The 11,683-nt window shown below is 43.4% G+C and carries 7 protein-coding genes, 6 tRNA genes and 3 rRNA genes; all 16 read left to right on the plus strand.

The window, feature by feature from the left end:
* Nucleotides 1-41 precede the first annotated feature (41 nt).
* The 16 genes from ACT170_RS08265 to ACT170_RS08340 all read left to right on the plus strand — a co-directional run bounded on the left by ACT170_RS08265 (nucleotide 42) and on the right by ACT170_RS08340 (nucleotide 11,679).
* Nucleotides 42-317 carry an RNA-binding S4 domain-containing protein gene (locus tag ACT170_RS08265; RefSeq protein WP_002883975.1) on the plus strand — a complete coding sequence of 92 codons (276 nt, stop codon included), beginning with the start codon at nucleotides 42-44 and terminating at the stop codon, nucleotides 315-317.
* Nucleotides 301-672, plus strand: coding sequence for an FtsB family cell division protein (locus ACT170_RS08270; protein ID WP_002886276.1), 372 nt, complete (start codon nucleotides 301-303; stop codon nucleotides 670-672). The genes ACT170_RS08265 and ACT170_RS08270 overlap by 17 nt, the downstream gene beginning before the upstream one ends.
* Nucleotides 672-803 (plus strand): SP_0009 family protein, encoded by a 132-nt coding sequence (locus ACT170_RS08275; RefSeq protein WP_021144772.1) that lies wholly within the window; start codon nucleotides 672-674, stop codon nucleotides 801-803. The genes ACT170_RS08270 and ACT170_RS08275 overlap by 1 nt, the downstream gene beginning before the upstream one ends.
* On the plus strand, nucleotides 800-2,092 hold the full coding sequence (locus ACT170_RS08280; RefSeq protein WP_021144773.1) for a serine hydrolase: 1,293 nt from the start codon (nucleotides 800-802) through the stop codon (nucleotides 2,090-2,092). The genes ACT170_RS08275 and ACT170_RS08280 overlap by 4 nt, the downstream gene beginning before the upstream one ends.
* Complete coding sequence (gene tilS, locus ACT170_RS08285; protein WP_021144774.1) at nucleotides 2,092-3,357, plus strand: tRNA lysidine(34) synthetase TilS; 1,266 nt, start codon at nucleotides 2,092-2,094, stop codon at nucleotides 3,355-3,357. The genes ACT170_RS08280 and tilS overlap by 1 nt, the downstream gene beginning before the upstream one ends.
* An 81-nt stretch (nucleotides 3,358-3,438) precedes the next feature.
* Nucleotides 3,439-3,981 carry a hypoxanthine phosphoribosyltransferase gene (gene hpt / locus ACT170_RS08290; protein ID WP_002883962.1) on the plus strand — a complete coding sequence of 181 codons (543 nt, stop codon included), beginning with the start codon at nucleotides 3,439-3,441 and terminating at the stop codon, nucleotides 3,979-3,981.
* Nucleotides 3,982-4,000: 19 nt separating this feature from the next.
* Entirely contained in the window at nucleotides 4,001-5,980 is a 1,980-nt protein-coding gene (gene ftsH, locus ACT170_RS08295) for an ATP-dependent zinc metalloprotease FtsH (protein ID WP_002883966.1), read from the plus strand.
* 363 nt (nucleotides 5,981-6,343) lie between these two features.
* Nucleotides 6,344-7,891 (plus strand): 16S ribosomal RNA (locus ACT170_RS08300).
* Nucleotides 7,892-7,945: 54 nt separating this feature from the next.
* Nucleotides 7,946-8,018: transfer RNA gene (locus ACT170_RS08305), tRNA-Ala, on the plus strand.
* Nucleotides 8,019-8,164: 146 nt separating this feature from the next.
* Nucleotides 8,165-11,064, plus strand: a 23S ribosomal RNA gene (locus tag ACT170_RS08310).
* Between the two features lie 83 nt (nucleotides 11,065-11,147).
* Nucleotides 11,148-11,263 (plus strand): 5S ribosomal RNA (gene rrf / locus ACT170_RS08315).
* The 16S, 23S and 5S rRNA genes sit together here with 6 tRNA genes alongside, the layout of an rRNA operon.
* A gap of 5 nt (nucleotides 11,264-11,268) precedes the next feature.
* Nucleotides 11,269-11,341: transfer RNA gene (locus ACT170_RS08320), tRNA-Val, on the plus strand.
* A 2-nt stretch (nucleotides 11,342-11,343) separates the two neighbouring features.
* Nucleotides 11,344-11,416, plus strand: a tRNA-Asp gene (locus ACT170_RS08325).
* A gap of 18 nt (nucleotides 11,417-11,434) precedes the next feature.
* Nucleotides 11,435-11,507 (plus strand) — tRNA-Lys (locus ACT170_RS08330).
* A gap of 5 nt (nucleotides 11,508-11,512) precedes the next feature.
* Nucleotides 11,513-11,594, plus strand: a tRNA-Leu gene (locus tag ACT170_RS08335).
* A 12-nt stretch (nucleotides 11,595-11,606) separates the two neighbouring features.
* A tRNA-Thr gene (locus ACT170_RS08340) sits at nucleotides 11,607-11,679 on the plus strand.
* Nucleotides 11,680-11,683 lie beyond the last annotated feature (4 nt).

Below are 11,683 nucleotides of genomic sequence, written 5' to 3' on the forward strand. Positions count from 1 at the left end.
TATCATAGAAGAGATATCCTAACGAAAAGGAAACAGTAACATTGAGATTAGACAAATATTTAAAAGTATCACGAATTATCAAACGCCGTCCAGTTGCTAAAGAAGTAGCTGATAAAGGACGTATAAAAGTAAATGGAGTACTCGCTAAGTCATCTACAGATTTAAAAATTGGTGACCAAGTGGAAGTTCGTTTTGGAAATAAACTTTTAACTGTCCGTGTTTTAGAAATGAAAGACAGTACTAAAAAAGAAGATGCGGCAAAAATGTACGAGATTATAAGTGAAACAAGGATTGAAGCAGATGAGCAAGAAGCCTAATATTGTACAGCTTACGAACGATTACATTGATAATGCCAATCAAGAGCAACGATTAGAGCGTGCCGAACACGAACAAAGGAATCGCTTTATGGGGTGGATTCTTTTTGTGGTTGTTTTACTCTTTATCTTGCCAACCTATAATCTGGTTGAGACCTATATGAATATCAAACAGCAAGAGAAGGAAGTCTTGTCGCTTCAGAAAGACTATGATAAATTGTCGGATCAGACAAAGGAACGAAAGGATTTGGCTAAGAAACTTAAGGATGATGCTTTCGCCGAGAAATATGCGCGTGCTAAGTACTATTATTCACGTGAAGGAGAGTCAATCTATCCTGTACCAAGCTTATTACCCTAATGAAAGATTTACTAAAAACTGTAGAAACTTTTTTAACCTATTCAGAAGCCAAGTTAGAGGAACTATCAGAAAAAAATCAGCAACTTAAAATGGAATTACCGAGGAAAGAGGAGGTGAAGAAGCAAGCATGAAAAAGCTCTTAATAGCTGCAACTGTTGTGCTTGTATCTTCTAGCCCCCTAGTCTTACTTCCTATGGAGAAGGAGCTAACTCTGACCCAAAAACAGGTCCAAAAATTGACTCAAAATACTACAGCTAGTTTGGCTCAATTTAAACAGATTCCTAAAAATCCAAGAACGATAACAACTATCCTAACTTATAAGAACAAGGATTTAACAGAATTTAAAACCAGTATCCAAGCGGATACCAAACTATCAATTTCTGCTATTTTTTGGAATGCTAAAGGTGAGCCTGTTTTCCAACTTCAAGATGGTGATTATGTAGCCGCTAGTCAGAAATCAATTGTAGACGACAGTATCTATAATGAAAAACCAGTAGATATGACCTTATGGACTAAAGATGGTTTAACGGTATACAAAGAACCTTACGTTTTAGGAACTGAAAAAGCTGACTCCAAACTCGCTAGTTTTAAACCCATTAAGGTTAGCCAAGCAGCTCAGACGCATGCAGGGACCTACTATTTGGTAGACGGTGAGGGGTGGATCAACGCTTCTGATTTATCAACGACTGACAATCGCATCGAGGCTGTTCAAAAAGTCCTTAATGAGAAGTATAACAATCAAGAGCGCATCTCAGTTTATGTTAAACAGCTTGATACGGACCGAGTAGCTGCTATCAATGACGAAAAAAGCATGTATGCAGCAAGCGTAGCCAAGCTTGGAGTACTCTATTATGCACAGGAACGTCTGTCTCAAAAAAAATTATCATTATCAGATGAGTATCAATATACCGCAGCTGTGAATGGTTTTCCAGGTGCCTATGATCCAGATGGTTCTGGAAAGATTAGTAAGATACCTGATGATAAGAATTATAGCTTGGAAAATCTGTTAAAGGCTGTAGCCCAAAACTCAGATAATGTAGCGACAAATATATTAGGTTATTATGTAACCAATCAGTATGACAAGGCCTTCCAAAAATCAGTAGATAAAGCCGCAGCGACTTCGTGGAATATGGATAAAAAGGAGTTGACTGCTAGAGCCGCAGGTACTTTGATGGAGGCTGTTTATAGACAAAATGGAGATATTATCAATTATCTTTCAAGTACGGACTATGATGGCGAACGTATTTCCAAAAACATTGATGTGCCTGTCGCTCATAAAATTGGTGATGCCTACGACTTTAAACATGACGTCGCTATTGTTTATGCAGATTCTCCCTTTATTCTATCGATTTTTACGGATAAAGAGGGCTATGACAAAATCACCTCAATTGCAGATGATGTTTATGGAATTTTAAAATAATGACACAAAAATTGTTGCAAATGATGCAAGCCAAGGGTTATTTTAACCAGCACAAGAAAATTTTAGTAGCAGTATCAGGTGGAGCAGACTCTATGAGTTTGCTGCACTTTTTGTATAACCATCAAAAAGATTTGGATATTCAGTTGGGGATTGCTCACGTTAACCATAAACAACGACAAGAGTCGGAGCATGAAGAAGCGTATTTACGTCATTGGGCAGAGGAACATAAGGTCCCTTTTCACTATAGTGCCTTCTCAGGAAAGTTTTCAGAAAATGCTGCCCGTACCTTTCGCTATGAGTTTTTTAAGCGGGTCATGAAAGATTATGATTACTCTGCTCTTGTAACAGCCCATCATGCAGATGATCAAGCAGAGACGATTTTTATGAGACTGTTGAGAGGAAGTCGTTTAAGACACCTGACAGGAATTTCAGCTATCAGACCATTTGGCACTGGTCAGATTATTCGTCCCTTTTTGCATCTTACGAAAGATCAGCTTCCCGTAACTTTCCATTTTGAAGATAGGAGTAATACGTCATTAGCCTATCTTCGGAATCGCATCAGACTATCCTATCTTCCTACCTTATCTCAGGAAAATCCTAAATTTAAGGAGCACCTTTGTCTTTTAGCCGAGGAGATTGGTCTTATGAAGCAAGCTTTAGGGGAGTTAACAAAGGATATTACTATCACTGATTTATCTGTTTTTCAGCAACAGTCAGATCCTGTCCAGCTCTTTCTTTTTCAGAACTATTTAGATACCTTTCCTGATTTACAGCTTTCTAAAGGCCAATTTAATCAATTGATAAGTTATCTAAGAAAAAATGGTTCAGGGAAGATACCCCTAAAAAATGGTTACGAACTAATAAAAACACAGACTTCTTTCCTAATAAGGAAAGAAGAGGCTATCTCTTTATCCCCTCCTTGTCTCTTAGAATTTGGAAAATCTGTTGAGTTTGAGGATTACACCTTGACTTTTTCAGAATTCAATGACGTTTCTAACTCAGATACTATTAGTATTTGGTCAGATTCCCCAATACTGATTCGTCATAGAAAAGAAGGCGATAAGATTGACCTTGGTAGTCACCATAAAAAATTAAGACGACTGTTTATAGACAATAAGATTTTAGAGAAGGATCGTCAAAAAGCCATTATAGGAGAACAAGATGGTCAGATTATTTTTCTTTATGTTGCTGGGCGTCTCTATTTGAAAAAAAGACCTGAAAATGCTATACTTTATGGCACTGTAGTCATTTATAAGAATTTCTAATCAAATACCATGTTCAAATAACGATGATTGAAGTAAAAGTGGTATAATAACAGAATATTGACTTCGAGAAAGGGAACCCAAATGTTAGAAAAAGACATTAAAAAAGTCCTCTTTTCCCAAGAGGATATCGTAGCTAAAACTAAAGAACTAGGACAACAATTGACAGAGGATTATGCGGGGAAAAATCCTTTACTAGTCTGTGTTTTGAAAGGTGCTGTTCCATTTATGGCAGAACTTATCAAACATATCGATACCCATATTGAGATGGACTTTATGGTCGTTTCAAGTTATGGTGGTGGAACTGTCAGCAGTGGTGAAGTAAAGATTCTTAAAGATGTTGACACTAATGTTGAAGGACGAGACATCATCTTTATTGAAGATATCATTGACACAGGTCGTACGCTCCTTTATCTTCGAGATATGTTCAAGTACCGTAAAGCCAATTCAGTCAAAATCGCAACTCTTTTTGATAAACCAGAAGGTCGTGTTGTTGATATTGAGGCAGATTACGTATGTTACGATGTTCCTAATGAATTTATCGTTGGTTTCGGACTAGACTATGATGAAAAATACCGTAACCTCCCTTATGTCGGTGTCCTAAAAGAAGAAATTTATACAAAATAAGTAAAGGTCTAATTAATTTATGAATAATAAAAATAATAATGGCTTCTTACGGAACGCTTTTCTCTACATCATAGTTATTATTGCGGTTGTAACCGGAGTACAATACTTTGCAGGAGGAAGCCAAAGCCCAAGTCAACAATTGTCTTACACACAGTTGGTTAAGAAAATTGAAGATGGTAAGGTAAAATCTATCACTTATCAGCCAGACGGTAGTATCATTGAAGTTAAAGGTAGCTACAAAAAGGCCGAAAAGGTTGATACTGATCTTAGTCTACCATTTTTAGGTAGTGCATCATCAGAGACACGTAGCTTTACATCGACTGTGCTGCAGAATGAAACAACCATGCAGAAATTGCAGTCAGCATCAGAAGCAGCTGATGTTAATGTTAAAATGATACGTGAAAGTTCAAGTGGTGCTTGGATTTCATATCTTTTTAGTTACCTACCTTTGATTGGGATTGCTATTTTCTTCCTTTTCATGATGAACCAAGGTGGTAACCGCGGTGCAATGAATTTTGGCCGCAACCGTGCTAAGACTCAATCAAAAGAGAATATTAAAGTTCGTTTCACAGATGTGGCTGGTGCAGAAGAAGAAAAAGAAGAACTTGTAGAAGTCGTAGATTTCCTCAAAAATCCACGTAAATATAAAGCACTTGGTGCACGTATCCCTAAGGGTGTTCTCCTTGAAGGCCCTCCAGGGACAGGTAAAACTCTGCTTGCTAAAGCTGTTGCTGGTGAAGCAGATGTTCCTTTCTTTAGTATCTCAGGTTCTGATTTCGTAGAGATGTTTGTCGGTGTCGGAGCAAGTCGTGTTCGTAGTCTTTTTGAAGACGCTAAGAAGGCCGAACGTGCTATTATCTTTATTGATGAAATCGATGCGGTTGGCCGTCGTCGTGGTACTGGAATGGGTGGCGGTAACGACGAACGTGAACAAACCCTTAACCAACTGTTGATAGAAATGGATGGTTTTGATGGAAATGAGAATATCATTGTCATTGCTGCAACCAACCGCAGTGATGTTCTTGATCCAGCCCTCCTACGTCCAGGACGTTTTGACCGTAAAGTTCTTGTTGGTCGCCCAGATGTAAAAGGCCGAGAAGCTATCTTGAAAGTCCATGCCAAGAATAAACCATTGGCTGAAGATGTTGACCTTAAAGTTGTTGCTCAACAAACTCCAGGTTTTGTTGGAGCTGACTTAGAAAATGTCTTGAATGAAGCAGCCCTAGTTGCTGCACGACGTAGTAAGACTAGAATTGATGCTAGTGATATCGACGAAGCAGAGGATCGTGTTATTGCTGGACCATCTAAGAAAGACCGCCAAGTTTCAGAACACGAACGTAAAGTTGTGGCTTACCATGAAGCAGGTCATACAATTGTTGGTTTAACACTTTCTAGCGCTCGTGATGTTCACAAGGTTACTATTGTTCCACGAGGCCGCGCAGGTGGTTATATGATTTCTCTACCAAAAGAGGATCAGATGTTGTCATCTAAAGATGAGCTAAAAGAACAATTGGCAGGACTTATGGGTGGACGTGTTGCAGAAGAAATTATTTTCAACGTTCAAACCTCAGGCGCTTCAAATGACTTTGAGCAAGCAACACAGTTAGCACGTGCAATGGTTACTGAATATGGTATGAGCGAAAAACTTGGACCAGTCCAATATGAAGGTAATCATGCGATGAATCCAGGACAATTTACGACAGATAAGTCTTACTCAGCTCATACAGCTCAACTTATTGACGAAGAAATTCGATCACTTTTAGTTGAAGCACATGACAAAGCAGCTGAAATTATCAATGCAAACCGAGAAACACATGCACTCATTGCAGAAGCTTTGCTTAAGTATGAAACACTTGATGCTGCACAAATCAAGTCAATTTATGAGACTGGTAAGATGCCGGAGGATTCTCTTGGAGATTCAGAAGAAGATAATCATGCCCTATCTTACGATGAAGTCAAAGAAAGAATTGAAAATAAAAATAAAGATGAAGAAGAGTAAGGAGTTTTACTCTTCTTTTTTTAGATAAATCGAGAGAAGAAGTACTATTAGAAAGTATTATAAAAAAAAGAAAATTAAAATCAATGCAAATTATTGACAAGACAGGTCAGAGATGATATTATAAATAAGCTGTTTCGCGAGAGACAGCAGACACGAGAAGTGAAAAAAACTTCAAAAAAAGTGTTGACAAGGCATTCTAGATTTGCTAGAATATAGAAGTTGTCTTAAGAGAGACAAAGACCTTTGAGAACTGAATAAGAAACCAAGTGCAGGGTTATGATAGAAGAATTATAACCTGTCAATTTACAAGAATAAATCGTCAGACGACGGTAATGAGTTAACGCTCGAACAATTATTAAAATTTTTAATGAGAGTTTGATCCTGGCTCAGGACGAACGCTGGCGGCGTGCCTAATACATGCAAGTAGAACGCTGAAGAGAGGAGCTTGCTCTTCTTGGATGAGTTGCGAACGGGTGAGTAACGCGTAGGTAACCTGCCTTGTAGCGGGGGATAACTATTGGAAACGATAGCTAATACCGCATAACAATGGATGACACATGTCATTTATTTGAAAGGGGCAATTGCTCCACTACAAGATGGACCTGCGTTGTATTAGCTAGTAGGTGAGGTAACGGCTCACCTAGGCGACGATACATAGCCGACCTGAGAGGGTGATCGGCCACACTGGGACTGAGACACGGCCCAGACTCCTACGGGAGGCAGCAGTAGGGAATCTTCGGCAATGGGGGCAACCCTGACCGAGCAACGCCGCGTGAGTGAAGAAGGTTTTCGGATCGTAAAGCTCTGTTGTAAGTCAAGAACGAGTGTGAGAGTGGAAAGTTCACACTGTGACGGTAGCTTACCAGAAAGGGACGGCTAACTACGTGCCAGCAGCCGCGGTAATACGTAGGTCCCGAGCGTTGTCCGGATTTATTGGGCGTAAAGCGAGCGCAGGCGGTTTGATAAGTCTGAAGTTAAAGGCTGTGGCTCAACCATAGTTCGCTTTGGAAACTGTCAAACTTGAGTGCAGAAGGGGAGAGTGGAATTCCATGTGTAGCGGTGAAATGCGTAGATATATGGAGGAACACCGGTGGCGAAAGCGGCTCTCTGGTCTGTAACTGACGCTGAGGCTCGAAAGCGTGGGGAGCGAACAGGATTAGATACCCTGGTAGTCCACGCCGTAAACGATGAGTGCTAGGTGTTGGATCCTTTCCGGGATTCAGTGCCGCAGCTAACGCATTAAGCACTCCGCCTGGGGAGTACGACCGCAAGGTTGAAACTCAAAGGAATTGACGGGGGCCCGCACAAGCGGTGGAGCATGTGGTTTAATTCGAAGCAACGCGAAGAACCTTACCAGGTCTTGACATCCCGATGCTATTTCTAGAGATAGAAAGTTACTTCGGTACATCGGTGACAGGTGGTGCATGGTTGTCGTCAGCTCGTGTCGTGAGATGTTGGGTTAAGTCCCGCAACGAGCGCAACCCCTATTGTTAGTTGCCATCATTCAGTTGGGCACTCTAGCGAGACTGCCGGTAATAAACCGGAGGAAGGTGGGGATGACGTCAAATCATCATGCCCCTTATGACCTGGGCTACACACGTGCTACAATGGTTGGTACAACGAGTTGCGAGTCGGTGACGGCAAGCTAATCTCTTAAAGCCAATCTCAGTTCGGATTGTAGGCTGCAACTCGCCTACATGAAGTCGGAATCGCTAGTAATCGCGGATCAGCACGCCGCGGTGAATACGTTCCCGGGCCTTGTACACACCGCCCGTCACACCACGAGAGTTTGTAACACCCGAAGTCGGTGAGGTAACCTTTTGGAGCCAGCCGCCTAAGGTGGGATAGATGATTGGGGTGAAGTCGTAACAAGGTAGCCGTATCGGAAGGTGCGGCTGGATCACCTCCTTTCTAAGGAAAAACGGAATGTACTTGAGTTTCTTATTTAGTTTTGAGAGGTCTTGTGGGGCCTTAGCTCAGCTGGGAGAGCGCCTGCTTTGCACGCAGGAGGTCAGCGGTTCGATCCCGCTAGGCTCCATTGAATCGAAAGATTCAAGTATTGTCCATTGAAAATTGAATATCTATATCAAATTCCATATGTAATTAATTACATATAGATAGTAACAAGAAAATAAACCGAAACGCTGTGAATATTTAATGAGTTAGGTCGAAAGACCAAAATAAGGTTAAGTTAATAAGGGCGCACGGTGGATGCCTTGGCACTAGAAGCCGATGAAGGACGTGACTAACGACGAAATGCTTTGGGGAGCTGTAAGTGAGCAATGATCCAGAGATGTCCGAATGGGGGAACCCGGCAGGTAATGCCTGTCACTCATTACTGTTAAGGTAATGTAGAGGAAGACGCAGTGAACTGAAACATCTAAGTAGCTGCAGGAAGAGAAAGCAAAAGCGATTGCCTTAGTAGCGGCGAGCGAAACGGCAAGAGGGCAAACCGAAGAGTTTACTCTTCGGGGTTGTAGGACTGCAACGTGGACTTAAAGATTATAGAAGAACTACCTGGGAAGGTAGGCCAAAGAGAGTAATAGCCTCGTATTCGAAATAGTCTTTATACCTAGCAGTATCCTGAGTACGGCGAGACACGAGAAATCTCGTCGGAATCTGGGAGGACCATCTCCCAACCCTAAATACTCTCTAGTGACCGATAGTGAACCAGTACCGTGAGGGAAAGGTGAAAAGCACCCCGGGAGGGGAGTGAAATAGAACCTGAAACCGTGTGCCTACAACAAGTTCGAGCCCGTTAATGGGTGAGAGCGTGCCTTTTGTAGAATGAACCGGCGAGTTACGATATGATGCGAGGTTAAGTTGAAGAGACGGAGCCGTAGGGAAACCGAGTCTTAATAGGGCGCATTAGTATCATGTCGTAGACCCGAAACCATGTGACCTACCCATGAGCAGGTTGAAGGTGAGGTAAAACTCACTGGAGGACCGAACCAGGGCACGTTGAAAAGTGCTTGGATGACTTGTGGGTAGCGGAGAAATTCCAAACGAACTTGGAGATAGCTGGTTCTCTCCGAAATAGCTTTAGGGCTAGCGTCGATGTTAAGTCTCTTGGAGGTAGAGCACTGTTTGGGTGAGGGGTCCATCCCGGATTACCAATCTCAGATAAACTCCGAATGCCAACGAGATATAATCGGCAGTCAGACTGCGAGTGCTAAGATCCGTAGTCGAAAGGGAAACAGCCCAGACCACCAGCTAAGGTCCCAAAATATATGTTAAGTGGAAAAGGATGTGGGGTTGCACAGACAACTAGGATGTTAGCTTAGAAGCAGCTATTCATTCAAAGAGTGCGTAATAGCTCACTAGTCGAGTGACCCTGCGCCGAAAATGTACCGGGGCTAAAACATATTACCGAAGCTGTGGATACCTTTATAGGTATGGTAGGAGAGCGTTCTATGTGCGAAGAAGGTGTACCGTGAGGAGTGCTGGAGCGCATAGAAGTGAGAATGCCGGTATGAGTAGCGAAAGACAGGTGAGAATCCTGTCCACCGTAAGACTAAGGTTTCCAGGGGAAGGCTCGTCCGCCCTGGGTTAGTCGGGACCTAAGGAGAGACCGAAAGGTGTATCCGATGGACAACAGGTTGATATTCCTGTACTAGAGTATATAGTGATGGAGGGACGCAGTAGGCTAACTAAACCAGACGATTGGAAGTGTCTGGCCAAGCAGTGAGGTGTGATATGAGTCAAATGCTTATATCTATAACATTGAGCTGTGATGGGGAGCGAAGTTTAGTAGCGAAGTTAGTGATGTCACACTGCCGAGAAAAGCTTCTAGCGTTAATTATACTCTACCCGTACCGCAAACCGACACAGGTAGTCGAGGCGAGTAGCCTCAGGTGAGCGAGAGAACTCTCGTTAAGGAACTCGGCAAAATGGCCCCGTAACTTCGGGAGAAGGGGCGCTGACTTATGGTCAGCCGCAGTGAATAGGCCCAAGCAACTGTTTATCAAAAACACAGCTCTCTGCTAAATCGTAAGATGATGTATAGGGGGTGACGCCTGCCCGGTGCTGGAAGGTTAAGAGGAGTGCTTAGCAATAGCGAAGGTATGAATTGAAGCCCCAGTAAACGGCGGCCGTAACTATAACGGTCCTAAGGTAGCGAAATTCCTTGTCGGGTAAGTTCCGACCCGCACGAAAGGCGTAATGATTTGGGCACTGTCTCAACGAGAGACTCGGTGAAATTTTAGTACCTGTGAAGATGCAGGTTACCCGCGACAGGACGGAAAGACCCCATGGAGCTTTACTGCAGTTTGATATTGAGTATCTGTACCACATGTACAGGATAGGTAGGAGCCTATGACCTCGGGACGCCAGTTTCGAGTGAGGCGTTGTTGGGATACTACCCTTGTGTTATGGCTACTCTAACCCAGATAGGTTATCCCTATCGGAGACAGTGTCTGACGGGCAGTTTGACTGGGGCGGTCGCCTCCTAAAAGGTAACGGAGGCGCCCAAAGGTTCCCTCAGAATGGTTGGAAATCATTCGCAGAGTGTAAAGGTATAAGGGAGCTTGACTGCGAGAGCTACAACTCGAGCAGGGACGAAAGTCGGGCTTAGTGATCCGGTGGTTCCGCATGGAAGGGCCATCGCTCAACGGATAAAAGCTACCCTGGGGATAACAGGCTTATCTCCCCCAAGAGTTCACATCGACGGGGAGGTTTGGCACCTCGATGTCGGCTCGTCGCATCCTGGGGCTGTAGTCGGTCCCAAGGGTTGGGCTGTTCGCCCATTAAAGCGGCACGCGAGCTGGGTTCAGAACGTCGTGAGACAGTTCGGTCCCTATCCGTCGCGGGCGTAGGAAATTTGAGAGGATCTGCTCCTAGTACGAGAGGACCAGAGTGGACTTACCGCTGGTGTACCAGTTGTTCTGCCAAGAGCATCGCTGGGTAGCTATGTAGGGAAGGGATAAACGCTGAAAGCATCTAAGTGTGAAGCCCACCTCAAGATGAGATTTCCCATGATTTTATATCAGTAAGAGCCCTGAGAGATGATCAGGTTGATAGGTTAGAAGTGGAAGTGTGGTGACACATGTAGCGGACTAATACTAATAGCTCGAGGACTTATCCAAAGAAAGTAACTGAGACATATTGACAACGATTTGGTTTCTTGATACAGTATAGATATTCAATTTTGAGTTGAGAATACTCAGAGTTAAGTGACGATAGCCTAGGAGATACACCTGTTCCCATGCCGAACACAGAAGTTAAGCCCTAGTACGCCTGATGTAGTTGGGGGTTGCCCCCTGTTAGATATGGTAGTCGCTTAGCGCATAGGGAGTTTAGCTCAGCTGGGAGAGCATCTGCCTTACAAGCAGAGGGTCAGCGGTTCGATCCCGTTAACTCCCATAGGTCCCGTGGTGTAGCGGTTATCACGTCGCCCTGTCACGGCGAAGATCGCGGGTTCGATTCCCGTCGGGACCGTCAAGTAGAAATATTTGAGACTCGTTAGCTCAGTTGGTAGAGCAATTGACTTTTAATCAATGGGTCACTGGTTCGAGCCCAGTACGGGTCATATATGCGGGTGTGGCGGAATTGGCAGACGCACCAGATTTAGGATCTGGCGCTTAACGGCGTGGGGGTTCAAGTCCCTTCACCCGCATTAGAAAAGTTAGCCGGCTTAGCTCAGTTGGTAGAGCATCTGATTTGTAATCAGAGGGTCGCGTGTTCAAGTCATGTAGCCGGCATAAA

Origin of the sequence: Streptococcus sp. cx1, from assembly GCF_052384325.1 — a bacterium.
Classification (GTDB): domain Bacteria; phylum Bacillota; class Bacilli; order Lactobacillales; family Streptococcaceae; genus Streptococcus; species Streptococcus salivarius_G.

Excerpts from the sequence above, each read along its gene's own strand:
- ACT170_RS08270 (WP_002886276.1), top strand. The coding sequence starts at position 301 with ATGAGCAAGAAGCCTAATATTGTACAGCTTACGAACGATTACATTGAT.
- hpt (WP_002883962.1), top strand. The coding sequence starts at position 3,439 with ATGTTAGAAAAAGACATTAAAAAAGTCCTCTTTTCCCAAGAGGATATC.
- ftsH (WP_002883966.1), top strand. The coding sequence starts at position 4,001 with ATGAATAATAAAAATAATAATGGCTTCTTACGGAACGCTTTTCTCTAC.
- tilS (WP_021144774.1), top strand. The coding sequence starts at position 2,092 with ATGACACAAAAATTGTTGCAAATGATGCAAGCCAAGGGTTATTTTAAC.
- ACT170_RS08275 (WP_021144772.1), top strand. The coding sequence starts at position 672 with ATGAAAGATTTACTAAAAACTGTAGAAACTTTTTTAACCTATTCAGAA.
- ACT170_RS08280 (WP_021144773.1), top strand. The coding sequence starts at position 800 with ATGAAAAAGCTCTTAATAGCTGCAACTGTTGTGCTTGTATCTTCTAGC.